At 66.1% G+C, this 24,894-nt stretch carries 22 protein-coding genes and 1 pseudogene; 9 read left to right on the forward strand and 14 right to left on the reverse strand.

Translation table 11 applies throughout. From position 1 onward, the window contains the following. Positions 1-198 precede the first annotated feature (198 nt). Both ON44_RS31690 and ON44_RS31695 read left to right on the forward strand, forming a co-directional pair. On the forward strand, positions 199-1,356 hold the full coding sequence (locus ON44_RS31690; protein WP_040696942.1) for an FAD-binding oxidoreductase: 1,158 nt from the start codon (positions 199-201) through the stop codon (positions 1,354-1,356). Between the two features lie 8 nt (positions 1,357-1,364). Further along, entirely contained in the window at positions 1,365-2,141 is a 777-nt protein-coding gene (locus ON44_RS31695; RefSeq protein WP_051182659.1) for an FAD-binding oxidoreductase, read from the forward strand. A gap of 496 nt (positions 2,142-2,637) precedes the next feature. Here ON44_RS31695 and ON44_RS31705 read toward each other — a convergent pair whose 3' ends face one another. The 5 genes from ON44_RS31705 to dnaK form a co-directional block, all read right to left on the reverse strand. Then, complete coding sequence (locus ON44_RS31705) at positions 2,638-3,807, reverse strand: FAD-binding oxidoreductase (protein ID WP_040696946.1); 1,170 nt, start codon at positions 3,805-3,807, stop codon at positions 2,638-2,640. 654 nt (positions 3,808-4,461) lie between these two features. Next, on the reverse strand, positions 4,462-4,863 hold the full coding sequence (locus ON44_RS31710) for a heat shock protein transcriptional repressor HspR (RefSeq protein WP_040696949.1): 402 nt from the start codon (positions 4,861-4,863) through the stop codon (positions 4,462-4,464). After that, complete coding sequence (gene dnaJ / locus ON44_RS31715; protein WP_040696951.1) at positions 4,863-6,026, reverse strand: molecular chaperone DnaJ; 1,164 nt, start codon at positions 6,024-6,026, stop codon at positions 4,863-4,865. Before dnaJ ends, ON44_RS31710 begins: the two co-directional genes overlap by 1 nt. A gap of 24 nt (positions 6,027-6,050) precedes the next feature. Then, positions 6,051-6,701 (reverse strand): nucleotide exchange factor GrpE, encoded by a 651-nt coding sequence (grpE, locus tag ON44_RS31720; RefSeq protein WP_040696954.1) that lies wholly within the window; start codon positions 6,699-6,701, stop codon positions 6,051-6,053. After that, positions 6,698-8,545 carry a molecular chaperone DnaK gene (gene dnaK, locus ON44_RS31725; RefSeq protein WP_040696961.1) on the reverse strand — a complete coding sequence of 616 codons (1,848 nt, stop codon included), beginning with the start codon at positions 8,543-8,545 and terminating at the stop codon, positions 6,698-6,700. The genes grpE and dnaK overlap by 4 nt, the downstream gene beginning before the upstream one ends. A 407-nt stretch (positions 8,546-8,952) precedes the next feature. On the opposite strand from dnaK, the gene ON44_RS31730 reads away from it, so the two are divergent. Further along, complete coding sequence (locus tag ON44_RS31730) at positions 8,953-10,653, forward strand: FAD-binding oxidoreductase (RefSeq protein WP_051182660.1); 1,701 nt, start codon at positions 8,953-8,955, stop codon at positions 10,651-10,653. Between the two features lie 2 nt (positions 10,654-10,655). Here the strand turns inward: ON44_RS31730 and ON44_RS31735 are convergent, their stop codons facing one another. Beyond that, entirely contained in the window at positions 10,656-11,141 is a 486-nt protein-coding gene (locus tag ON44_RS31735; RefSeq protein WP_040696966.1) for a MarR family winged helix-turn-helix transcriptional regulator, read from the reverse strand. A gap of 116 nt (positions 11,142-11,257) precedes the next feature. Here ON44_RS31735 and ON44_RS31740 point away from each other — a divergent pair, with 116 nt between their 5' ends. Further along, positions 11,258-12,967, forward strand: coding sequence for an MFS transporter (locus ON44_RS31740; protein ID WP_245567415.1), 1,710 nt, complete (start codon positions 11,258-11,260; stop codon positions 12,965-12,967). Between the two features lies 1 nt (position 12,968). Further along, the gene (locus tag ON44_RS31745) at positions 12,969-13,265 is read left to right on the forward strand and encodes a hypothetical protein (RefSeq protein ID WP_051182661.1); all 297 of its coding nucleotides are present in this window, start codon (positions 12,969-12,971) and stop codon (positions 13,263-13,265) included. 55 nt (positions 13,266-13,320) lie between these two features. Here ON44_RS31745 and ON44_RS31750 read toward each other — a convergent pair whose 3' ends face one another. Further along, complete coding sequence (locus tag ON44_RS31750; protein ID WP_040696969.1) at positions 13,321-13,815, reverse strand: pyridoxamine 5'-phosphate oxidase family protein; 495 nt, start codon at positions 13,813-13,815, stop codon at positions 13,321-13,323. Further along, entirely contained in the window at positions 13,812-15,266 is a 1,455-nt protein-coding gene (locus tag ON44_RS31755) for an MFS transporter (protein WP_051182662.1), read from the reverse strand. Before ON44_RS31755 ends, ON44_RS31750 begins: the two co-directional genes overlap by 4 nt. An 87-nt stretch (positions 15,267-15,353) precedes the next feature. Between ON44_RS31755 and ON44_RS31760 the strand changes: the two genes are divergently transcribed. Both ON44_RS31760 and ON44_RS31765 read left to right on the forward strand, forming a co-directional pair. Then, a complete protein-coding gene (locus ON44_RS31760) occupies positions 15,354-15,803 on the forward strand; it encodes a winged helix-turn-helix transcriptional regulator (RefSeq protein WP_174415182.1) in 450 nt (149 codons plus the stop codon). A 94-nt stretch (positions 15,804-15,897) separates the two neighbouring features. Beyond that, entirely contained in the window at positions 15,898-17,058 is a 1,161-nt protein-coding gene (locus ON44_RS31765; RefSeq protein WP_040696971.1) for a zinc-binding dehydrogenase, read from the forward strand. Between the two features lie 3 nt (positions 17,059-17,061). Here ON44_RS31765 and ON44_RS31770 read toward each other — a convergent pair whose 3' ends face one another. Continuing rightward, positions 17,062-17,673 (reverse strand): NUDIX domain-containing protein, encoded by a 612-nt coding sequence (locus ON44_RS31770; RefSeq protein WP_218007661.1) that lies wholly within the window; start codon positions 17,671-17,673, stop codon positions 17,062-17,064. A 66-nt stretch (positions 17,674-17,739) separates the two neighbouring features. Between ON44_RS31770 and ON44_RS31775 the strand changes: the two genes are divergently transcribed. Beyond that, complete coding sequence (locus ON44_RS31775) at positions 17,740-18,012, forward strand: helix-turn-helix domain-containing protein (RefSeq protein ID WP_040696972.1); 273 nt, start codon at positions 17,740-17,742, stop codon at positions 18,010-18,012. Between the two features lie 3 nt (positions 18,013-18,015). On the opposite strand, the gene ON44_RS31780 is transcribed toward ON44_RS31775, so the two are convergent. Continuing rightward, positions 18,016-18,657, reverse strand: a complete 642-nt coding sequence (locus tag ON44_RS31780; RefSeq protein WP_040696973.1) for an HhH-GDP family DNA glycosylase — start codon at positions 18,655-18,657, stop codon at positions 18,016-18,018. A 261-nt stretch (positions 18,658-18,918) separates the two neighbouring features. After that, positions 18,919-19,194 (reverse strand): annotated as a pseudogene (locus ON44_RS52900) (FAD-dependent monooxygenase); the annotation flags it as partial. A gap of 167 nt (positions 19,195-19,361) precedes the next feature. Here ON44_RS52900 and ON44_RS31790 point away from each other — a divergent pair. Next, on the forward strand, positions 19,362-19,658 hold the full coding sequence (locus tag ON44_RS31790) for a hypothetical protein (protein ID WP_051182665.1): 297 nt from the start codon (positions 19,362-19,364) through the stop codon (positions 19,656-19,658). Positions 19,659-19,794: 136 nt separating this feature from the next. On the opposite strand, the gene ON44_RS31795 is transcribed toward ON44_RS31790, so the two are convergent. The 3 genes from ON44_RS31795 to ON44_RS50640 are packed head-to-tail and all read right to left on the reverse strand — an operon-like array spanning position 19,795 to position 24,865. Continuing rightward, the gene (locus tag ON44_RS31795; protein ID WP_245567416.1) at positions 19,795-21,357 is read right to left on the reverse strand and encodes a dynamin family protein; all 1,563 of its coding nucleotides are present in this window, start codon (positions 21,355-21,357) and stop codon (positions 19,795-19,797) included. Next, on the reverse strand, positions 21,354-23,219 hold the full coding sequence (locus tag ON44_RS31800) for a dynamin family protein (RefSeq protein WP_040696980.1): 1,866 nt from the start codon (positions 23,217-23,219) through the stop codon (positions 21,354-21,356). The genes ON44_RS31795 and ON44_RS31800 overlap by 4 nt, the downstream gene beginning before the upstream one ends. Positions 23,220-23,251: 32 nt before the next feature. Beyond that, positions 23,252-24,865 (reverse strand): hypothetical protein, encoded by a 1,614-nt coding sequence (locus ON44_RS50640; RefSeq protein ID WP_157187369.1) that lies wholly within the window; start codon positions 24,863-24,865, stop codon positions 23,252-23,254. Positions 24,866-24,894 lie beyond the last annotated feature (29 nt).

A 24,894-nucleotide genomic window follows, 5' to 3' on the forward strand; every position in this document is an offset into this window, starting at 1 on the left:
AACCCGGCGCGAGCGAGGTCGCGATACCCTGCATGTCCGGCCCAGAGCAGCCCCGATTTGCCCACGGATTACCGTGAGCGCGGGCGTGATCGGCCATACCCACACGACCACGTGATTTTCAGGGATACTTGTCGGCGGAGGACCGCCGGTTACGGATATGTCCCCGGGCAGATTTTGAGGGAAAGGAAGCTCCACTTCGTGGATGCGCGTTCGGCAGCGCTGGTCCGCGCCAACTTCCGAGCGGTGATCGAGTCACCGAACGGACCCGAGCGGTTGATCAGTGCGTTTTATGGTCACCTGTTTGCGGAGAAGCCGCAGTTGCGGGAATTGTTCCCGCCCGCGATGGAGATGCAGGCGAAGCGGGTGGTGACCGCCATCCATTACGTGCTCGACAATCTCGAGGACTGGGGGCGGGCCCAGAAGTTCCTGGAACAGTTGGCGCGCGATCACCGCAAGTACGGTGTCATCGCCGCGCATTACGACATCGCGGGGCGGGCGCTGCTGGCCGCGTTCCGGGTCTTCAACGGTCCGATGTGGAATCGCGCGCTCGAAGAGGGTTGGCGTGATATCACCATCCTCATCTCCGCCTCCATGGCCATCGGCGCCAATTCCGATAAATCGCAGCCGTACTGGGATGCGACCGTGGTCGGCCATCGCCGGGTGCTCGAGGACTTGGCCATCGTGCGGCTGCAGACCGACAGCCCGATTCCGTATCAGGCCGGGCAGTACGTACCGATCTCACTGCCCCAGCGCCCCAAGATGTGGCGCTACCTCTCGCCCGCGATTCCCGCGAATCCCTACGGCGAGATCGAATTCCACGTCCGCAAGATCCGCGGCGGTTGGGTGAGTCCGGCGATCGTCAACGAGACCAGGGTCGGCGATCGGTGGATGATCGCGGGTCCGCTCGGTGGTCTGCACATCGATCGCGACAGCGGTCGTGACGTGCTGCTCATCGGTGCGGGCACCGGCATCGCCCCGCTGCGCGCGCAGCTGATCGAGATGGGTCAGCGCGGCATCAATCCGCGCGTGCATTTCTTCATCGGCGGCCGCTATCCCTGCGATCTGTACGACGTGGAGAATATGTGGCAGCTCTCGCAGAGTAATCCGTGGCTCACCGTGGTCCCGGTCTGCGAGCAGAAGACCAACCCGTGGTGGTATCCGCATCCACCGCAGGACGAGCCGTACGGCATGCACCGCCGCCTGATCGGAAATCTGGGCGCGGTCGTCGCCAGCTTCGGCTCATGGGCCGACCGGCAGATCCAGATCGCCGGTTCGGCCCGCATGATCGCCGACACCCGCCGCGCCCTGATGGCGGTGGGCACCCCCGAGTCGGTAATCAGCTCAGATCCAGTGTGAGAGAAGTAATGACAATTGATCCGAGCCCGAACGGCAATGGTGCGGCGCCCGAATGGAAGTCGACCGTCGTCGGTCACCACCGGCTGCGCCACGACATCGCGGTTATCCGTCTGATCGGTGAGTACGTCCCGTTTCTCGCGGGACAGTCGGTCGAGGTCCGAGTGCCGCAGCATCCGGGGATGCGTCGTCGGCTCTCCCCCGCGCTGCCGCCGTCGCTGGACGGCAAGCTGGAATTCCACGTGCGCACGGTGCCGGGCGGCTGGTGCAGCGGCAGTATCGTCGCCGATACCCAACCGGGCGACGAATGGCAGATCAGCGCTCCCCTCGGCACCCTCGCCGTCGATCCGTACGGCGACGAGGTGGTGATGATCGCGGGCGGCACCGGGCTGGCCCCGATGCGCTCTCAGATTCTCGACCTCGCCCGCCACGAGGATCCGCCGCCCACCTACCTGTTCGTCGGCGGGCGCTCCCCGCGCGACCTCTACGCCGATGACATGCTGTTCCTGCTGGCGAACGAATTGCCTTGGCTCACGGTGATTCCCGTGATCGAGGGTCCGGAAGATCCCGGCTGGGTCGACGAATGGTACGAGCAGTCGCGCGTGGATATCGGCTTCCCGCTCGACGATATGCTCTTCGGCACGCTCGCCGATGTCGTAGGTTCACACGGCGCATTCGACCACCACCAAGTGCTGGTCTGCGGTTCACCCAATATGGTCCGGGTAACATTGGACCGCCTCGTCGAAACCGGAACCCCAGCTGCCGCAATACAATTCGAAGGACTGTAACCAGCGAACTCGACCCAACGGAGCGAGTCTTACGAGCGACCCTGTTCCCGGCCCGTCTCGCGCCCGCGCCGAAGGCGCGGCCATCGAACACAGCCGAGCCGTCGAAACGCACGCGCCGGACTCGACTCGACCATCCGACTCGTGTGCATCGACGCCGAGCGATCCGCCATCACCGACCCCAACGGAGCGAGTCTTACGAGCGACCCGTTCGCGGCCCGTCTCGCGTCCGCGCCGAAGGCGCGGCCATCGAACACAGCCGAGCCGTCGAAACGCACGCACCACACGCGTAGGACTCGACCATCCAGCCCGCGTGCATCGGTGGCCAAACGATCCGCCATCGGTGACCACCACGGAGCGAGTCTTACGAGCGACCCGTTCGCGGCCCGTCTCGCGTCCGAGCCGTCGAAGCGCATGCGACGAAGTCGCGAGTCTCGACGGCTCGGACGCGAGACACAGGGGGCCGCGAACACGCCGCGCCGAAGGCGCGGCCAAAGATTCAGAAGAGCGGATCGTGGCGGATGTTCTTGGTCTGCGTTCCGGCGGCCATCAAGCGGAACTTGGTGGTCTGCACCATCGAGGGTGATCCGACGATCTGCACATCCCGGTCGGACCAGGAGCCGTAGCTCGCGACGACCTTGCCGATCTGGCCGGTCATCCGGGCTTCCAGACCCGGCCAGGTGTGCTCCGGTTCGCCGGAATCCAGGTACCACCAAGGGTTTTCATCGCTCTCGGTGACCGGTGTGATGGTGAGCCATTTATTGGCGGTGGCCAGTTGGCTCAGGATCTCCAGATCGTAGAGGTCACACGGATGGTGGCCGCCGACGAACAGATGCACCCGTGGATTGACGCGCCGCTGTGCCATCGCCATGAGCTGGGCGCGCAGGGGTGCGATGCCGGTACCGCAGCCGACCATCAGCATTTTGCGTTTCACATTGCGCGGCACGCCGAGTCCGCCGAGCGGTGAACCGAGCAGCCACTGGTCACCGATATTGGTGTGGCCGACAATGGCCGGACTGACCCAGCCGCCGAGCACCCCGCGGATGTGGAATTCGATCTCCCCGTTCGCATTCGCGGGCACTGCCGGGGACAGATAGCGCCACATGCGCGGCCGGGCCGGGATCTGCACGCTGATGTACTGGCCTGCGGCGTATTGCATCGGCTGATTCAATTGCAGCCGCACCACGGCGAGATTGCGCAGCACCTCGCGGCACTCGACGACGGTCCCGCTCCAGACCGGTGGCGCCGATTCCTGTTCGGCCGCGCCGATCATGGTGTCGCCGATGATCTTCAGGCCCTCGTCCCAGGCTCGGTCGACCTCGTCGGTCCACATCTCGGTGCCCGCGAAGATCCGCATCGCGGACTTCAACGAGGTCGCCACGGCCGTGTAGTGCGCGGCCTGTACCCCGTACTTGCGGTGATCGCGCCCGAGTTGGGCGAGGAATGGCAATAACTTATTCGGCTCCTCGAGCCGATCCAGCGCGTAGGAGATGGCCTTGACCAATCTGTCACGCTGGGAATCCATCGCTGCGGGGAAGAAATCCCGGGCGGCAGGATAGTCCGTGAACAGAATTGCGTAGAACGAACTGGCTAGCTTGGCCGGACCCCCCTCCTCCGCAGCAACCGCCTTGAACGTCGTTCTTATCAAAGCGACGGTCCGCGAGTCCATTTGTGTCACAACCCCTTTTGCACTCGAACACAAACCCGTGCCGGCGAGTGATGTGCTGCGGGACACTCGACAGCAGCCGATGCGAATGAGTGTAGGCGAGGTTTGCCAGCTACGGAATCAGTCGACTGAACATCACGCATGTAATTCCCCCGAAACGAGGATTCGCACCACGAAAACCCTTGAAAACAAACCGAAAGAACGAACACGACGGCGAAATCCGTCATATACTTACCGAATTCGGAAGGCCCGGTTTGCAGGATTCATCCCGTTCGGGATCTCGGAGCGATCGTGCGGCAACCCGCGATCCGGGACCGCCCATCCGGCTCGAGCAAACCGCAGGCGTCGGCCGACCTGGCGACGGACGGAATCGGCAGACCGATCCGGCGCATTGTTTGCTGAAGCAAGGGCCGCAGCAAACTTCGCAGCTCAGCACATCATTGGCAACCCTTCCGAACCACATGCCGACACCCACGAGGGGCCGAACCGGCTGTCGGGTAATGCGACCCGGTTCCGGAGTTTGCTCGAGCACTGCCGGCGGTTATTCGGGTCCACAACCCGATACGGCGCTGCGACATAACACATTCACTTATCGGCACGAAATGACAAAAGGCTCCGGGCTCGGTCGAAACCGAATCCCGGAGCCTTTCGCGCTTATCAGCGCCTATTGCGCGGTTTCCACACCACCAGTGCGGTACTGCGTTGCGGCGGCGCGAGATCGGGGCGATACCCCGCGCGCAGCCGATCCAGCTCGGCCGACATCTCGGCGACGCGCTGTTGCAGTTCCTCGACCTGATTGGTGAGTTCGATGATGCGCTTGATGCCCGCCAGGTTGACGCCCTCGTCCTGAGATAGCCGCTGCACCTCGCGGAGCAGTTCGACGTCCCGTGCCGAATAACGTCGACCGCCACCCGAAGTCCGTTGCGGCGTAACCAGTCCGAGGCGGTCATACGTGCGCAGTGTCTGCGCGTGCATACCCGCCAACTGGGCCGCCACGGAGATCATGAAGAACTCCGCCCGCGACGCCCCGCCGGCTGCCTGCTTCGGATTATCGGACATCACGCACCTGCCCATCCCGCACGTGGATCGAACCCGCTGGTCTTCTCCGCCTCCGCGTACCGCTTGAGCGCCTCGGCGGCATTGTCGTCCAGCTTCTGCGGCACGGCCACCTTGACGGTGACGAGCAGATCGCCCGCCCCGCCGCCGGGACCACGCTTGGGCACGCCACGGCCGCGCACCCGCAGGATGCGACCGTCCGCGGTGCCCGGAGGCACCTTGACACCGACGCGCCCTTCCAGTGTAGGCACGGAAACCGTTGTGCCCAGCACCAATTCACTGTAACTGACCGGCAGCACCAGGGTCAGATCATCGCCGTTGCGGCCGAAGACCTTGTCCTGGCTGACGTGCACGGTCACATAGAGGTCACCCGAGGGCGCACCACGCAGCCCGGCCTCGCCCTGTCCGGCCAGCCGGATCTTCTGCCCATCGCTGACACCAGGGGGAATCCGCACCGTGATGGTGCGGGTCCGATTCTGGATGCCGCTACCGTGGCAGTCGACGCACGGATCGTCGATGATCGAACCGGTACCACGGCATTCGTCGCACGGCTCGCTGAAGCCGAACGCGCCCTGGTTGCGGCTGATCACGCCGTTGCCATTGCAGACGGGGCAGACTCGCGGACTGGTCCCCGGCTTGGCACCGCTGCCGTGACAGGTCGTACACGGCGACGGACTCGTCATCCGCAGCGGAACCGTGACACCCTGTGCGGCTTCGCGGAACCCGAGGGTCGTCTCGGTCTCCACATCGGCGCCGCGGCGCGGGCGGCTCGCGGTGCGCGTGCCGCCCCGGTTGAACAGGCCGCCGAGCAGGTCACCGAGGCCACCGTCGCCGGCATTCGCCTGGCCGAAGATGTCCCCGATATTGAAGTCCTGCGAGAAGCCGCCGCCCGCACCGGGAGTGAAGCCACCGCGCCCGTATCCGCCACCGGCGAACAGCTTTCGGGTCTCGTCGTATTCCTTGCGCTTGGCCGGATCCGACAGCACGGCATGCGCCTCGCTGACGGATTTGAACCGCTCCTCGGCCTTGGTATCGCCGGGATTGGCATCCGGATGCAGGTCACGTGCGAGCTTGCGGTACGCCTTCTTGATCTCGTCCTGCGAGGCGCTGGAGGAGACACCCAGCTCCTTGTAGAAGTCCTTTTCGATCCACTCCCGTTGGCTCACCGGGCATCTCCTCCTCTCGGGTTTCTATTGGTTGTTCGCATTGGCATCAGCATCCGATGCCTCTTCTTCGACCAGATCGGCCACGCCATCGGTTACCCCGACGAGCGCGTGCCGAAGCACTCGATCGCCGAACCGATAGCCCTTGCGCATGACAAGGCCGATCACCGGATCGTGTCCGGAGCCCTCGTGCTGCACGGCTTCGTGCAGGGTCGGGTCGAAAGGCTCACCCTCCGTGCCGAATTCCTGCAGCCCCTGCTTGTGCAGCGCGTCGGCGAGCTTATCCGCGACCGACTTGAGCGGTCCGGCATCGAGATCGCCGTGCGCCCGCGCACGATCGAGATCGTCGAGTACGCCGAGCAATTCGGAGACCACGGCCGCCTTGGCCGCATCGATGGTGGCCTGCCGGTCCCGCTCGACCCGACGCCGGTAGTTGGCGTATTCGGCGGTCAGCCGCTGCAAGTCGGCGGTGCGCTCGGCCAGCTCCTTGGTGATGGTCTCGGCCAGGATCTCGGCGCCCGCATCGGAACCGATGACGGGTTCGGTGCCGTTCCCGGCTTCGGGACCGGGCCCCGCGGCGTCGGCCGCCGCGGGCTCCCGGATCTCACCTGTCTCCGGATCGATCTTGCGATTGTCGACGAAGGTGATCGGCTCCTGTTCGGAGTTTCCCTCGCTCACTTCTTCTCCGTGTCGACCGGCTCGTCAACGACCTCGGCATCCACGACCTGGTCATCAGTTGCGGAGCTCGACGCGCCGTTGGGAGACGCGGCCTGCTCGGCGGCCGATGCCTCGTAGATCGCCTGACCCAGCGCCTGCGATTCGGTCGCGAGCTTCTCCACCGCGGACTTCACGGCCGCGATATCGGTGCCCTTGAGCGCCTCGTTGGCCTCGGCGATGGCCGCCTCGACCTTGGTCTTGACGTCCGCGGGGACCTTGTCCTCGTTCTCCTTGATGAACTTCTCGGTCTGGTGCACCAGCGACTCGGCCTGGTTGCGGGTCTCGGCCTCCTCACGGCGGGCCTTGTCCTCGGCGGCGTGCGCCTCGGCGTCCTTGACCATCCGGTCGATCTCCTCCTTGGACAGGCCGGAGCCGTCCTGGATCTTGATCGTGTTCTCCTTGCCGGTGCCCTTGTCCTTCGCGGTCACGTGCACGATGCCGTTGGCGTCGATATCGAAGGTGACCTCGATCTGCGGCACCCCACGCGGGGCCGGCGGGATGCCGGTCAGCTCGAAGGAGCCGAGCAGCTTGTTGTGCGAGGCGATCTCGCGCTCACCCTGGAACACCTGGATCTGCACCGACGGCTGGTTGTCATCGGCCGTGGTGAAGGTCTCCGAGCGCTTGGTCGGGATGGTGGTGTTGCGCTCGATGAGCTTGGTCATCACACCGCCCTTGGTCTCGATACCCAGCGACAGCGGGGTGACATCGAGCAGCAGGACGTCCTTGACCTCACCCTTGAGCACACCGGCCTGCAGGGCGGCGCCGACGGCGACGACCTCGTCCGGGTTCACGCCCTTGTTGGGCTCCTTGCCGCCGGTCAGCTCACGGACCAGGTCCGAGACGGCGGGCATACGGGTCGAGCCACCGACGAGCACGACGTGGTCGATATCGGCGACATTGATACCGGCGTCCTTGATCACGGACTGGAACGGCGCACGGGTGCGGTCGAGCAGGTCCGAGGTGATCTTCTGGAATTCGGCGCGGGTCAGCTGCTCGTCGAGGAACAGCGGGTTCTTGTCGGCGTCGACGGTGATGTAGGGCAGGTTGATCGAGGTGCTCTGCGAGGAGCTCAGCTCGATCTTGGCCTTCTCAGCCGCCTCACGCAGGCGCTGCATGGCCATCTTGTCCTTGGTCAGGTCGATGCCCGCGCTGGCCTTGAACTTGTCGACCAGCCAGCTCACGACGCGCTCGTCCCAGTCGTCACCACCGAGGTGGTTGTCGCCGGAGGTGGCGCGGACCTCGACGACGCCCTCGCCGATTTCCAGCAGCGAGACGTCGAAGGTGCCGCCACCGAGGTCGAAGACCAGGATGGTCTGTTCCTTGTCGCCCTTGTCCAGGCCGTACGCGAGTGCGGCCGCGGTGGGCTCGTTGACGATGCGCAGCACGTTCAGACCGGCGATCTGACCGGCCTCCTTGGTGGCTTGGCGCTGCGAGTCCTCGAAGTACGCGGGCACGGTGATGACCGCGTCGGTGATCTCCTCGCCCAGGTAGGCCTCGGCGTCACGCTTGAGCTTCATCAGCACGCGCGCGCTGATCTCCTGCGCGGTGTACTTCTTGTCGTCGATGGCCACCGACCAATCGGTGCCGATGTGGCGCTTGACCGAGCGGATGGTGCGGTCGACGTTGGTGACCGCCTGGTTCTTGGCGGGCTGGCCCGTCAGAACCTCTCCGTTCTTGGCGAACGCGACGATCGATGGGGTGGTGCGCGATCCTTCAGAGTTCGCGACGACGACCGGCTCGCCGCCTTCGAGAACGGCGACGACCGAGTTCGTGGTCCCGAGGTCGATTCCGACCGCACGAGCCATGGTGGTTCCTCCTAGTTGGTGTAACTACTTGTGTCGGTGCTGGGTAATCGCGGTTTTCGGGCGATCCACCCGCTCTGCGACCTCCGCCCGGGACTGCCGGGGCGGGTGCCGCGAGACCTCGCCCCAAGCACCTCACGGAGCACGGTCCCAGCAACGCTGAGCGTGGTCGGCTCAATCCTGCACCCATTCGGCACCGGACGTCAACTGAAACTTGAGCCGAACACACTCAATGTTGTCGAACAGCTCAACCGACGGCCCACGCGGTCTATTCCCGAACCAGGAAGAAAGGGGCCGCCCGCCATTGTCGTCAGGGGTCGAGAGTCCGAGCCACGAATGATGGCCATGGTGATAGACGGTCGCTCGATCCACCGCGTGCAGGTTGCCCAGGCATCCGGTGGTCCACGAGGATGGCGGCGACGGCGGCGCCGATCGCCGTCGATCCGCCGAGAGGAGTGGATGTGTCGACGAAGACGCGGTCGTGGTGGGGCTGGGGCAATGTCGAGGACGCGGTCGTCGGCGCGGAGCGGGAAGCGCTGACCGCGCGGGTCGCGGCGATTCTGCCCGGTGCGGATCTCACACCGCATGAACCGCCTTCGGTCGAATCGCTCGGACTGCCCGAGCCACGGGTGTGCGCACCGGACGCACTCGCCGAGTTGGTGTCGACCGATCCCGCCGATCGGGCAGCTCACGCCCACGGTCAGGCATTCCGCGATGTAGTGCGCAATCTGCTCGGCGAGGTGCGCAATGCGCCGGATCTGGTCATTCGGCCGCGCACGGAAAGCGATATCGTCGACGTGCTCGACTGGGCGGCCCGGGCGAGTATCGCGATAATCCCGTTCGGTGGTGGGACTTCCGTGGTGGGCGGGGTCGAGCCCAGGTTGCCCGGCCGGATCGCAAAATCGACCGGGCCGAGCGGTTCCGGAGACGGGCCGGACGAATTCGCGGGGGCAATCAGTCTGGACCTCGGTCGTCTCGATCGGGTGCTGGAGATCGATCGCACCAGCCGGGCGGCGCGAATTCAGGCCGGAGTCTTCGGTCCGGCGCTGGAGGATCAACTGCGCGGCGCGAATCTGACGCTGCGGCATTTTCCGCAGTCGTTCGAATTCTCGACGCTCGGCGGCTGGCTGGCCACCAGGGCCGGTGGACATTTCGCGACGCTGTACACCCATATCGATGACCTGGTCGAGTCGATGCGCGTGGTAACCCCGACGGGCACAAGCGAATCGAGGCGGCTGCCCGGATCGGGGGCCGGGCCGTCACCGGATCGGATGTTCCTCGGATCCGAGGGGATCCTGGGAATAATCACCGAGGCGTGGATGCGCTTGCAGGACCGGCCGCGTTGGCGCGCAACGGCTTCCGTGCACTTCGACGACTACGCCCAGGCCGTGGTGGCGACCAGGGCGATCGCGCAGTCCGGCCTCTACCCGACCAATTGCCGGCTGCTCGATCCGGCCGAGGCATTTCTCAATGCCGGTGCCGCGACGAGCGGCGGCGTGCTGGTGCTCGGATTCGAATCCGCCGATCACCCAACGCGCACCTGGATGGAACGCACGCTCGAGTTGGCCGCCGACCACGGCGGCACCCTTCCCGAACCCGCGCGCTACACCGAATCGACCGAGCATCAAGCAGGTTCGGCCGCAGCCGACACCTGGCGTTCGTCATTTCTCCGGATGCCCTATCAACGCGATGCCCTCGCGGCCCGGTCGATGATCACCGAAACCTTCGAAACCGCCTGCACCTGGGATAAATTCGACAATCTGAAGGCAATGGTGACCGAGGCCGCGAATGCGGCCATCCGTTCCGTCGGCGCTACGGGTGTGGTGACCTGCCGCTTCACCCATGTGTATCCGGACGGTCCGGCACCGTATTTCGGCATCTACGCCGCCGGTCGCTGGGGCAGCACACTCGCGCAGTGGGATGACATCAAAGCAGCTGTCTCCGAGGCACTCTCGGCTGCGGGCGGGACCATCACACACCATCACGCGGTGGGTCGAGACCACCGCCCCTGGTACGACGGCCAGCGCCCCGAGCCGTTCGCGAATGCGTTGCGGGCGGCCAAATCCGCGCTGGATCCGGCTGGAATCCTCAATCCCGGCGTGCTGATCTGAGCTCAGCACTTGTCCGCTGGGCGGGCCAGGCCCGGGTGAATGCCCGGGATCAGTCCGTTCACCGCCGCGGTGCGCTGCAGGAGGTCCACCAGGGTGGCGCGCTCGTCGGGTTCGAGCGCCGCCGTGATGTCCGCGTCCAATCCGGTCACGATCGCTTCGGCCCTGGTGAGCAGCTCGTGCGCGGCGGGAAGTAGATACACCGCGTGCGCGCGCCGGTCGGTCGGATGTTTGCGTCGCTCGACGAGTCCGCGCTTCTCCAGTTCGTCCACCAGCCCGACCATCACATTGCGGTGGATCCGCTGCGCCTCGCACAGCTGCTGCTGCGATTGGCCGTCGTTTGCGCTCAATATTCGCAGCGTGCCGTAGTGGCGTGGGCTGATATCGAGCGGCGCGAGCAGGTCGGTGAAGCGCTGAGCGACATGGAACCCGAGCTGGCCGAGCAGGAAGGCGGGGTGCTCGGCCAGCGGCACGAAGGTCGGATCGGTCACGCACCGAGCATACCCCGATCAATGCACAATTAGTGATTGCACACTTGATTGATAATCACTTCAAGTGCATAGTTTGAGGTGTCGCCCTACTCCACCGATTCGAAAAGAGCCTTCTCGTGGATACCGACATCTCTCCGGGCGCGGACGCGCCACCACACCTCGACCCGCGCCGCTGGATCGCCTTCGCGGTCGTGCTGGCCGCGGGGTTCATGGATCTACTCGACGTCACCATCGTCAATGTCGCGGTGCCGAGCATTCAGACCGATCTGGGCGCCCAGTATTCGCAGATCGAATGGATCATCGCGGCCTATGTGCTCGCCTTCGCCGCGGTGCTCATCACCGGCGGCCGGCTCGGCGATATCTACGGCCGCAAGCGGATCTTCCTGATCGGCATGACCGGCTTCACACTGGCCTCGGCTGCCTGCGGCTTCAGCTCGGATCCGACCATGCTGATCACCTCCCGGTTCGTCCAGGGCGCGATGGCGGCGCTGATGGTGCCGCAGATCCTCGCCATCATCCGAGCCACCTTCCCGAAGGAAGAGCGCGCCAAGGCCATCGCGATCTACAGCGGTGTCGGCGGCTCGGCCTCCGCGGTCGGCCTGTCACTCGGCGGACTGCTGGTGCAATGGAATCTGTTCGATCTGGACTGGCGGCCGATCTTCCTGGTCAATGTGCCGGTCGGGATCGCGGCGCTGATCGCCGCGACCATCGTCATGCGGGATTCGCGATCGGCAGCCGCACCGCGGCTGGATCCCATCGGCATGGTGCTGGCGATCTCCGCGGTGCTGCTGCTGGCCTATCCGCTCACCGAAGGCCGCCGATTGGGTTGGCCCGCATGGACTTTCATCCTGATGGCCGGTGCCGGGTTGGCCTTCGGTCTATTCGTCGCCTTCGAGCGGCGGCGGGCGCGAACCGTCGGATCCCCGCTGATCGATCTGGACCTGTTCCGGTCCCGTCCGTTCACCATCGGCCTCACGAGCTGGCTGCTGTTCTGGATCGGCGTCGGCGGGTTCTTCCTGATCTGGACGCTGTTCATGCAGGCCGGGCTGGGCTGGTCGGCAATGCGGGCTGGACTCACGGCAGTCTTCTTCGCGGTCGGCGCGGGCATCGGAGCCGGGGTTTCGGTGAGTGTGCTCGCGCCGCGGTTCGGACGCATCGTGCTGGTCGCAGGTGGTGTGGTGAATGCCGGTGGATTCGCGCTATATGGATGGCTGGCCGCGCATTACGGTGCGTCGATCACGTCATGGCAGATGGTGATTCCGCTGATAGTCACCGGTGTCGGATTCGGCATGGTGGTCGCGCCGACGATCGACCTGCTACTCGGTCAAGTACCCGCGCGCGAGGCGGGGGCGGCGTCCGGGCTGCTCAATACCGGACAGCAGCTCGGCACCGCGCTCGGAGTCGCATTGGTCGGCGTGGTGTTCTTCGGTCAGCTGGACCATGATTCGGCACGCGGGGTCGAGGCGGTCACACCGCAGGTGCGCACCGAACTGAGCACGATCGGTCTTCCGGAGCCGGCGCAGGAGGAGATTCTCACGAATTTCCTTGCCTGCGTCCGCGATCGGTCGGCACAGGTCGACCCGACCGCCGTCCCGGCCAGTTGCCAACGCTCCGATACCGGCAATTACGCTGTGGCACAGGCGCTCACCGATGCGGGCGAACACGCCAACGCGGTGAATTTCGCCAACACCTTCCGCTACACGCTGTGGTACGGGATCGGCCTGCTGGCCGTCATGTGCCTCGGTTTTCTGGTGCTGCCCAAGAACGCACGACTCGAGCACCATGCAATCGATGATCCTTTGGAACTGGCACCGACGGGAGCGTGAGATGAAAGTACTTGCTATCGGCCGTGGCCCGGAGATTGTGGACACCGCGACCAAGTTGTTGCGCGCCAACGGTTTTGCAGCCGTTGGCACCATCGCCGATGCCGAAGCGTTGCGCGTACTCGATACCGGCGAGGTCACCGATCTGATCATCGGCGGTGGGGTGGAACCCGATTCGCGTGCCGCACTGAAGCAGAAGGCGGCCGACCAGCACGTCACTGTGCACGAAGCCGAGCGCGCCGGACGCGGTATCGAGGAGTACCTGATCGACGTGGTCATTCCGACGCTGGAGCGTCAGTAGTAGCTGGACGGCGGCTCCCTCTCATTCCCGAGGGAGCCGCCATACTGTGTCGGAGTCACCCGAGATCCGGTGCCGCTTTCCAGATCCGGCTCCGCAAATCGCCACCACGAATCACCTGAATCCGCCAAGGCGTCAATCGAAGTATGTGCAGCTTCGGATCGTGGATGCCCTGCCAGAACTGACCGAGCGGATAACCCGCACCGGCCGGGCTCGTGCGCTGGTATAGATCCCAAACATGTTGCCGGGTAGCGAGATCGTCGAGCGCAACCCACTGGGCGATCGCGTCCGCGTGCACGGAATTCTGCCGCTGAGTCCAGTAGGAGAAGGAGGTGTTCGGATTCGCGGCCAAGTGCGCCGCCTTCACCGGCGTCCGGTAGGTGGCCAACCAGCCGAGCGGATTCCGGTCCGGCACTTCCCAGACGGGGATCAGGATCCTGGTTCGCGGACGTCCCTTGGCGTCGACGGTGACCATCGTCGCGTAGTTGATATCGCCGACGTAGGTATCGAACTCGCGGCGGATGTCGTCGAATGATGTGGTTGTGGTGGTCATTTCGAGACCACCGTCACGTTCGGAAGCTCATCGGAGGCGGGGTCCCGATCGGATGGCGCGATGCGTCGGAGGCCGAATGCGGCGACTGCGCCCGCGATCGCGGCAGTGAGGACCGGAACGATCAATGCGGTTCGCAGGGCGTCGATTTCGGAATCACCGGCCGTGATCGCCGCGACGTTCACGGCGGTGACGGCCGAGATGCCGAGCGCGAAGCCGAACTGGAAGGCGGTGTACAGCAGACCGCCGGCCAGGCCCTGATCCTGTTCGGCGATTCCCTCGGTGCCCGCGATGGTCAGCGGTCCGTAGACGAGTGCGAAGGCCACGCCGAGTAGCAGCATTGCCGGGAACATCGCGGCGTAGGTTCGGTCCAGGTCGGTCGGCAGGAACATGGCGTAGGCGAGTACCGCGAGCAGTACGCCGCCGAAAACCACCCGGGCATTGCCGAATCGGTCCACCAGGCGCGGAGTGAGCATCGGTGCGAGCACCGCGTCGACCCCGACCACCGCCATGGCCAGGCCGGTCTGCACGGTCGACCAACCGCGCAGTTCCTGGAAGTACAGGGTCGCCGAGAACTGGAAGCCCGCGAACGATCCGACGAACAGCAGCGCGATCACGTTGGTGCGCACCAGCGTTCCCGACCGCAGGATACCGAGCCGGACCAGCGGGCTGGCCGAGCGACGTTCGTTCCACACGAAGTACGCGAGCAGCAGTAGACCCGCACCGAAAACCGCGACTGTCAGCACTACACCGTCGCTCGGATGTTCCAGCCGCACAACGCCATAGACGAGCAGCAGCATCGAACCCGTCACGCTGAACGCACCCGGCAGATCGAACCCGCCGGAAACCCCCTCGGGCACAGCGGCATCCCGCACCAGCACGAACGCCGCCACCAGGATCAGCCCGGAAAGCAGGACCGGCGCGAAGAACACCCACCGCCAACCGAGTGCGGTGAGCAATCCGCCGACCACCATGCCGAGGGAGAACCCGCCCGCCGCGATGCCCGCGTAGACCAGCAGCGCCTTGTTGCGCGCCGGTCCCTCGGCGAAGTTGGTCGTGATCAACGACAAGCCGGCCGGGGCCATGAAGGCCGCGGCGACACCGGTGACGAAGCGGGCCGTCAACAGCGTCCAGCCCCCGGTCGCCAACCCGCCCAATCCGCTGAACAGCAGGAATACCGTCAGCCAGAGCAGAAACATCCGCCGCCGCCCCAACAGATCGGCGGCCCGGCCACCTAGCAGCATGAACCCGCCGTAGCCCAGTACATACGCGGAGACGACCCCGCTCAGCATGCCGGTGGACAGGCCGAGATCGGCCCGGATCGACGGCAACGCGACATTCAGCATCGCGACGTCGATGCCCTCCAGGAAGATCGCGCCGCACAGCACCGCGAGCACCGCCCAAGCCCGGCCGGACATCTCGGTGAAGACCACCGCGGGTCTCGATTTCGACATCGCATGACTCCCACTAGACATGGTTACCGATGGTGAGGTCGGTTCCCTATTGATACCGAGGTCGAGTCTTCGGCAGAATCGATGACCATGGAAGACGGCACTTCGAAGTCACTCGGTCACTGCGGGGATACCGAGGAGGACTACGACGTTCTCCAGTGGGACACCCGAGTCGACTGCGAGGTCCGCCAGATCCTGGACCGCGTAGCCGATAAATGGTCACTGCTGGTCATCGCGCTGCTCGACCAGCGCAGCCTGCGGTTCACCGAACTCAAGCGCAAGATCGACGGCGTGAGCCAGCGCATGCTCACCCGCACGCTGCGACATCTGGAGCGCGACGGGCTGGTCGAGCGGACGGTCTATCCGACCGTTCCGCCTCGCGTGGATTACGCCCTGACCCCACTCGGCGCGAGTCTGCACACCACCATCAAGGCGCTGGTGGTGTGGACCGAAAGTCATCAGAACGAAATCGCCACGGCCCGTAATTCTTACGATCGTCGAGCCCGCGACGCCGAAGCCCACTCAGCCGCGACTGTCTGATCCAGTCGCACCATTTCCGCTGCGCCCGACTAGCGCGGCAGTAGGGTGGCGGCAGAGGGGAGGCTTTCGCCGCCGCCGATCCGAGGAGTCGTCTATGAGGGCCGCCGTCGTCACCAATACCAAGTTCTCGGTGGAGGAGTTGCCGACACCGACACCCGGACGCGGGCAGGTGCTGATCAACGTGTCGCGATGCGGCATCTGCGGGTCCGATCTGCACGCCCGCACCCATGCCGACGAGATGGCCGAGCTGGCCACACGCACCGGATACGACCAATTCATGCGATCGGATCAGAGCGTGGTGCTCGGACACGAATTCAGCGGTGCGATAGTCGATTACGGACCGGGCTGCCGCAAACGCTGGCGGGCGGGTACCCCGGTGGTTGCCCTACCGATCGTGCGCCACGACGGCGCACCCCAGCTGACCGGCCTATCCACGGCCGCGCCCGGTGCCTATGCCGAACAGGTGGTTGTGCAGGAATCCATGACAATGCCGATCCCGAATGGGCTTTCGGCCGAACATGCCGCACTCACCGAACCGATGGCCGTCGCCTGGCACGCGGTCCGCAAAGGGCGGGTCGGCAAGAGCCAGACGGCATTCGTAATCGGCTGCGGCCCTATCGGTTTGGCCGTCATCAGCATGTTGAAGGCGGCGGGGGTGCGCACAATCGTCGCCAGTGATTTCTCACCGCGCCGCCGCGAACTCGCAGTCGGTTGCGGTGCCGATATCGTCGTCGATCCCGCGACCGAATCACCGTGGGAGGCAACGCCGAAGCGCGGGCGGATCAATGGAGTCACCGACATTCTCAGCCTCGGTTTCGACACCATGGAACGCCTGCGACGGGTCCCGAATCTGCCGTGGTGGTATGTCTTCCGGCTGGCGCACTCGCTCAATGCGGGTCCGGCGGGTCCGGTCATTTTCGAATGCGTTGGTGTGCCGGGCATTATCGATCAGATCCTCGCGGCCGCGCCGCCGCTGTCGCGCGTGGTCGTGGTCGGCGTCTGCATGGAGACCGACCGCTTCCAACCGGCGATGGCCATCAATAAGGAAATCGAACTTCGCTTCGCCTTCGGCTACGACCCGGGAGAGTTCCGCGACACACTGCACATGATCGCCGACGGCAAGGTCGACCCGGCTCGCTTGATCACCGGCACCGTCGGGCTGGACGGTATCGATAATGCGTTCTCCGCGTTGGCCGATCCGGAACAGCACGCGAAGATCCTGATCGACCCGGCCAGTACCGCAACGACGCCCTGACGCTCAGCCGAGGTGCCGGTCGCGGTCGGGCTGCCGATCGAGCCATGAGGGGGCGGTGTCCGGGTACCTGAGCGCGGGTTCGCCGTGTTCGAGGTAGACGGCATGGCCCTCCATGCGGGCGCGGAAACCCTGCCAGATGCGGCGGGCCGACTCGGGTCCGACGAGGGTGTCCACAGTATCGACGCGGACCAACTGCCAGCGGTCCAGTTCACTTTCCCGCAGTTGGAGGGCCGATTCGTCGCCGAGCTCGCCGCAATCGAAGATGTAGCGGATCTCATCGCCGGCGGGTTTGCGCGTCCAGTCGTGCACGAGCAATCGCTGCGGCGGGCGGTCGAGGCCGAGTTCTTCGCCGATCGCACGGCGACAGGCCGCTGCGGGCGATTCGCCGGGCCCGACAATGCCGCCCGGAATGTCCCAACCACACCGATCGACCGAATGGACCAGCAGCACGTCCTCGCCGCGCACGAACAAAGCTCCCACAGCCAGTCTCACCTGGGCGAACGGTTTCGCGTCACGGTCCGACATCACCTCACGACCTTCCTTCGCCGGGTCCGGAAATACGCGGGTTCGGCGGAGTTGCCGCCGTTTGGCCGCACCTGCTGCGACGATGGGCACGGTCTCTCCACTTGTATACCAGCAGCGCACATACGTCCTCGAACAGCTCGAGAAGGTGGGCTAAGCATGGCCGAGAAGATCTTCGACATCGTGTGGGATGCGATCGATGACATCCGCGGCGACGTCGAGAATATGCGGCTGCGGTCGCAGTTGATATTCGAACTGACCGACCGGATCGCCGCCAACGGTTGGAATCCGGAGGTCGCCGCCGAGCACCTAGGCGTGACCGCCGCGCGGATCTCCGATCTGCTCGGCGGCCGAACGCAGCTGTTCAGCCTGGACGCGCTGGTCAATATGATCGCCGCGGCCGGTCTGCGGGTACAGGTACAGATCACCTGAGCCTCAGCCGGCGGCGAGCACCTCATCGGCGATCTGGCGGTCCAAGGTGACGCGGACCAGCGCTGCGGCCAGATCGGCGGTGTGGTTTTCCGGCGCGAGTTCGGCCAGGCGGTCCGGATCTTTCGGAAGCCGGACGCGTTCGGCACCGCGCAGCGCGCGTTCGTCGAAATGCGGTCGGACCCAGGTCCAAACATCCTGGACTTCGCGCAGGAAGATATCGCTGCCGGTCGGGCCGATGCCCTGGAACTGTTGCAGCAGTTCGGCCGCACGAGACGGGTCGTGCTCGGCTTCATCGGCGAGTTTGCGCAGGTCGCCGTTGTAGCGATCCAGCACGCGAGACGCGTTTGCACCCAAGCGCGACGCCGTACTTTCGTCATAGCGCTTGTAATGGGCGCGGCCGAGTGCGTCGACGAGTTCTTGCCAATCAGCGTCCGCGACCCGGTTCGGTGTGCGATATCCGGTGCTCACCAGTTCCTTGGCGGCGGCGACCGCGATATCGGCGGAAATACGGGTGCTGAGCAATTCGGCGAGCATGAGGAGTTGGAACAGCGGAGCGGGTTTATCGGCCAGCGCGATACCGGCCTCGGCCGCATAGCCGCTACCCGCCCGGTCCAGCAGAGCCTTCACCACATCTTTTTGTGTCATCGCATGCTCCTGGGTTCGATATCCGGGGCGTACCCAGGGGTCGTGGGTCCACACCCGCGACCGAACCTATGCCGCGTAATCCTTGGCGACGACCGTGCGAGCGACCTTCTGCGGCGCACCGCCGATGAGACCCCGCCACGGCAGATACGGCAGCAGCCGGACATTGAGATTGCGCATGCGGATCATCGAATTGCTCGGCGGCGCATACCATTTGCCGACCCCCTCGGCGAAGCTCTGGCAGGCCCGCACCATCGGCAGCATTTCCGGCCGGTAGCGGGCGAAGGCGATGGTGTGATCACCACCCGCCGCGGCGAGTTCACCGGCCAGGATGTAGGCGCCGACCAGCGACAGGTCCGCGCCCTGCCCGGATAGCGGCGATGCGCAATAGCCCGCATCGCCGACCAGTGCGATGCGGCCCTTCGACCAGTCGTCCATGTGGATCTGTGCCATGGCGTCGAAGTAGAAATCTTCGGCGGCGTCGAGATGTGCGAGCAGTTTCGGCACCTCCCAGCCCTGACCCGCGAACCGGTCGGCGAGGATCCTGCACCTTGCCCTTGGCGTCGACATAGGAGGTGCCACGCTTGCCGGTGCTCAGCTCGTGCACCCGCTCGAGTAGGCCCATTCGGCGCACGACCTCGGTCGCGGTGCCGAGCACGTCGATGGCCTGACCGCCGGTACGCAGCCGCGGTGCGCGCTCGACGATCGTGCTCGACTCGATCGCCGATCACCGCGGGCTCTGGTCGGCGACCTTCGACATCATCGCCCAGTCCGGGCAGGACGAGGCGACCCGCGCGCAGTTGGCGGGCAGTCTCGACGAGGCTCGCCGTGGGCTGGCCCGCCTCTTCGAGGGCATTGATGAATCCGATACCGAAGGCGGGCGCGCCATCGGGTCGCTCTATCAGGCACTGCTGACGGGGTTGGCCGCCCAGATTTTGATCGATCCGGACCAAGCGCCGTCGGGCAAGGAGTTGGCCGACGCCCTACGCCGAATCACCGGCTGACCCGCACACACCCATGCCAGCGGACCCACTGTCACAGCCGCGCACCCAGGTATGCGGCCGCACCAACGGGTGTGCGGCACCGCCGCCGATCCGCTACCCGCGCAATCGCGCGCAGATCGAGGCTGATCGCCGAAAATTACTCCGGCAGCAGGCTGAGGGTGCCTTCGGCGCTGCGAGCTGCGGTGAGGCAGGCAGTGGTCGTGAACTGGTCGGCCAGGGGGTGGCGGGCGCGGGCACGCCATTTGCGCACGGCGGCCATGGCCTCGGCGCGCTGTATGGCGGAGTCGGTGCCGAAGGGCAGGCCGAGGCGTAGGTGCGGGGCGACGCCGGAGCCGCCGATCAGGCGGTGTAATTCGGCGAGATCCGGTGCGGGCAGGGCTAATTCATCGGTGCGCAGGCGACCGAGGAGGCGGAGTTCGGCGAAACCGTGCACGTCGGCGAGCAGGGTGCGGACTCGGGGCAGCAGCTGGTCGGCGGAGGTGCCGGGGTATGCGGTGAGGACGCGGGCCAAGGCGGTGAGGGCCGAGTGCGCCTTGAGTTGGTCGGCACGCTGGCCGAATTGGACGTCGAGTACCGAGCGGAGTTCGTCCACACCGCTGCGGTTGGTCAACTCCGCTGCCAGCGTGGCGGAGTCGCGCACACCGAGGCGGATCAGTGTGACCGCCATGCGAATTCCGAACAGGCCGAAACGAGCGGCCAGCTGGGCACGGAGTTCGGGCGGGACCGGGAGCGGAATATCGGGGCGGGCGAAGCGATCTGCCGATAGCAGTGCGGCGCTCAGCTCGTCGACCGGGACCCGGGCCAGCGCTTCGAAGGCGGTGAATTCCTGCTGACGCAGGGTCGCTGCGGCGAATGCGAGCAGACCGGCGACCGGAATTACCGCCTGGCACAGTCCCGTTCGCTCCAACTCGCCCGCGAAACGTGCCGCGACATCGCGAGCGGAATGCAGTGCGTCGATTCGGCCCGCCCCGATCTCGTCGGCACGCGAGACCACTCCGATAACACCCAGCGGACCCGAAATACCCTGCGCACCAGCGGTTCCGGCACCGACCTGTTCGAGGAACCGGACGTCGGCGTCGTCGAGCCGACGCAGCAGATAGACCACCGCATCCGCGCCCGGAATAGATACGGACGCCGTGCCGCGGTCGCCGTCGGCGTCACCGGGCGTGAGCAGTCGCGCGGTACGCAACGACACCTCCCGGGACAGCGACGATGTGCCCGGAGTATCGATGATGGTGGTATTCGCCAGTGCGGCGGCGGGCCACTCGACCTCGAGGTGATCGACCTCGCGCGGACCCGGCGCATTCCAGTTCAGTCGTTCCAGATCAAAGGTGAGCCCGTGCGTGCCGCTGCCGCGGCGCACCACCACATTGGCCGTCGAGCCGTCCGGTGCGTAGGCCGTGACGCTCGGAGTCGAGCCGTTGCGGTACCAGGTGACCACGCGCGTACATTCGGTCGCATCGGTCGGGGCGATGTCCTGACCGACCAGGGAGTTGAGCAGAGTGGACTTGCCCGCCTTCAACGAACCCGCCAGCGCCACCCGCAGCGGCTGATCCAGGCGGCGGGCACAGTCGGCCAGCAGCGCACGCGGTCGCGGCTCACGGGGAAATGCCTGCCTGGCCGCGGCGACCAGCTGATGCGCCTCGGCGACAATGCCGGGCGCCCGCCGAGCATCATGCCGGGTCACGTCTCTTCTCACGGGGTTACCGTACCGGCGGCCCCTTTCCGCGGCGCGGCGATGGCAGGTTGCATAGCATCCGCATAGCGTCGCAGCTCGGCGACCATGTGCAGCTGCCGGTCGAGCACCGCGCAGCGCTCGGTCCGGCGGGCCGTTTCCATATTCGCCGCCTCCTGCGCGGCCCGCAGCGAATCGTCGATGGAGCGCAGGCTGCGTTCGGCGACGCCGGTGTAGTGATCGCGCAACGCCCGATGGATGCGGTGCAGGCGGTCCTTGGATTCCTTGCCCGCCTGGAAGGCGACGTCATCGATGAAGCGCCGGATGGCGACCTTGGCCTCGTTGCGGCGCCGGGCCAGTCTGGCCTGCTTGTCGTCGCGGAAAGCCTTGCCGCCCACCAGGACACCGGCGCCGATGGAGATCGGATTGAGCATGGCCAGCCCGGCGAAGGTGGTCGCGAGCCCGACCATCAGCACGCCGCCGTAGGAGCCCCGCATGCCGACCAGAATTTTGCTGCCGAAGCCGATATCGGGCTCCAGATCGGCGAGCGTGCCCCCGCCCGCGCGGCTGTCCTCGGTGTGCAGGCCGGAGCTGACATCGGGCAGTTCGACCATGCCGATCTCGGTGAAGTGCTCGGCGACCCGCTCGGCGAGTTCCACGGCGCGGGTGTGCGTCCAGAGCAGGTTGTCGCCGAGGGCGGTGTCGATATCGCCGGTTAGCCATTCGGCAATCCGGTCCCAATGGCGGCCCGGATCGTGTTTATCGATCCATTCCTCACCGGTTCGGGCGATCTCGCGCAGGCGTTCGCGCAGATCGTGATCGACATCGCCGGCCAGATCGGTGATGCCGTCGGAGAGGGTCAGCTGCCAGGCCGAGGTGCGCCGGTGCAGATCCTCGGCGGTGGTTTTCGCGATTTGCAGCTCGCGGACCGCCATCGCGCCCTGGCGGGGATCGCGCAGGGCGACCAGTTCACTGCCGAGTGCGAGCGCCAAATGCTCTGCGGCGGACTGGATATCGTGGGCCACCGCGAGCAGGGTCGCGGCTTGGTCGCGAGCCACGACCTGTTCGCGGAGGAACTGATACAGCACACCGAAGCCGGATTCGGCGCCCAACTGCTGGTCCTGCAGCAGCATCGCGTGCCTGCGCAGTACCGCCGAAACCGGAATGATCGGCACCTCGACTCGCGCTCGGCTCAGATGGCCTTCGTCGGCCTGATGCACCTGACGCCAATGCGGATACAGATCGAGCTTGGTGAGCAGCAGTGCGGTGGTCGGGCACAGTTCGCGGACCTGCCGGAGGAAGGCCAGTTCCGGTTCGGTGAGTTCGGTGGAGGCATCCGAGAGCACCAGGACCGCGTCGGCCGTCGCGACCAGGCCGAGTACGCCTGCCGCATAACCACTTCCGTGGCCGCCGACGCCCGGTGTGTCCACCAGGACGATGCCGTCGGCCAGCAGCGGATTCGGGAGCTGGATCTCGATGCGCAGCACTCGTCGGCCGTGCGCCTGCGGTGTGCGGACGTTGATCATGCCGATCTCGTCGACCGGCATTGGAACTCGTGCCTCCTCGGTTCCGCTCGGACCGGCGAGCACCAGTTCGGCATATGGTTCGGGACCGTGGGCGAGCAAGGTCGGGACAGCGGTGGTCGCGTCATCGCCGACCGGACAGATCTCCAGATTCAACAGGGCATTGACGAAACAACTCTTGCCCTGACCGAGGTGGCCGACGATTACGATGCGCCGCCGCGGATCGCGGACCCGGTCGGCCGCCATTTCCAGGCGACCGACCAGATCATTGCGACCCGCGGCGCGCGCCGCGGCGATGGTTTCACCCAATACCGTCAGCAGCGGTACCGCGGGCGGTTGAGCATTGACTGCGGGTGTCCCCATCGAACCTCTTTCGTACGAATATCCGCTGCCGCTTAGTGCAGGAAGGCGTCGCCGCCGAGATCCGCGCCGGCATGTCCGGCCAGATCGGTACCCGCATGAGTATCGGTGAAGAGGCTGGAATCGCTGTGTCCGGTGACCGACGTGTCCAGATGCGATCCGGCCGAACTGTCGAGTCCGGAACCGAAGGCATTCGAAACGTCCAGCGACGACCAGGTATTCGCGGTGGACCCGACGGTCGAGGCGGCGCCGCCGGTCAGTGTCGAACCAGCGTGACCACCCAGATCCGCGGCGCCGTTGGCGGTGCCCTGCGCCGCGGCGCCGGAGTGCACCGTGGAGTCGACGCTCGACGAGAGTCCGCCGCCGAGGCCCGCATCCGCCGAGCCACCGACACCGGTGGAAAGCCCTGTCGCCAAACCGGTTCCGGCATGTGCACCACCATCGATGGCACCGCCCAGGCTGGTTTCCAGGCCACTGCCGGCCTGGACACCACCGCCGACTCCGCTGGAAAGGCCGGTCTCCAGACCTGTCCCCAGGTGCGTTCCGGCGTCGACGGCACCCTGCGCTCCGGTGGACACACTTCCGCCGAGTCCGGTGGCCGCACCGACCCCCGTCGACAGCCCCGTCTCCAGACCGGTAGCCGCATGGCCCCCGGCATCAACCGCACCGCCCAAACCTGTGGACAAGCCCGCACCGAGCTCCGAACCCGCATGCGCACCGGCGCCGACCGCACCGTTCACACCCGAGGACAAGCCCGCACCCAGTTCCGAACCCGCATGCGCACCGGCGCCTACCGCGCCATTCAGACCCGAGGACAGGCCCGCACCGAGATCGGCACCCGCCTGAGCACCGGCGCCGACCGCACCGCTCAGTCCGGGCGCCAGGCTGCCACCGAGATCGGCACCAGTCGGTGCACCGACGCCGACACCCGTGGACAGCCCCGCACCGGCCTGCGTCCCGGCGCCGACCGCACCGCCCAGACCAGTGGACAAACCGCCGCCCAGATCAGCCGCGCCACCGATGGCACTGGAGAACCCGGACGTAGCGTGCGCACCAGCGTCACCGAGATCCGATCCGACCTGCGCACCGCCCCCGAGAGCACCACCGAGACTGCTCGACAACCCGCCACCGAGCTCAGCACCCGCACCGAGCGCCGCACCGGTAGCCAAACTCGACTCCAGCCCCGTCGTCACCTGAGCACCGGTACCGATCGCGGACGAAGCCCCACTCGACACGCCGCCACCGAGCCCAGCCCCGGCATCCACCACGCCGCCGAGCCCGGCCTCCAGACCACCGCCGAGCCCACTGCCCGCATGCGCCCCCGCATCGAAAGCTCCCTCGATCCCCGAAGTGGCCTGCGCCCCAGCATCAACAACCCCATTCACCCCTGTGGACAACCCAGCCCCAACACCCGCACCGGCCTGCGCAGCCCCACCGATCCCGGTGGACAGCCCAGCCTCCAGACCACTCGTCGCCTGAGCACCTGCATCGACAGCACCACCCAGACCAGCGGACAAGCCACCACCCAGACCGGCACCGGCCTGCGCACCGGCACCCGCCGCGCCCTCCAGATCGGTCGACACACTGCCACCAAGCTCAGAACCCAGCTGCGCACCACCATCGAGCGCGCCACCAATTCCTGTGGACAAGCCAGTCTCCAAACCGCCGGCAGCCTGCG

Origin of the sequence: Nocardia vinacea NBRC 16497, assembly GCF_000308835.1 — a bacterium.
In the GTDB taxonomy this organism is placed as follows: domain Bacteria; phylum Actinomycetota; class Actinomycetes; order Mycobacteriales; family Mycobacteriaceae; genus Nocardia; species Nocardia vinacea.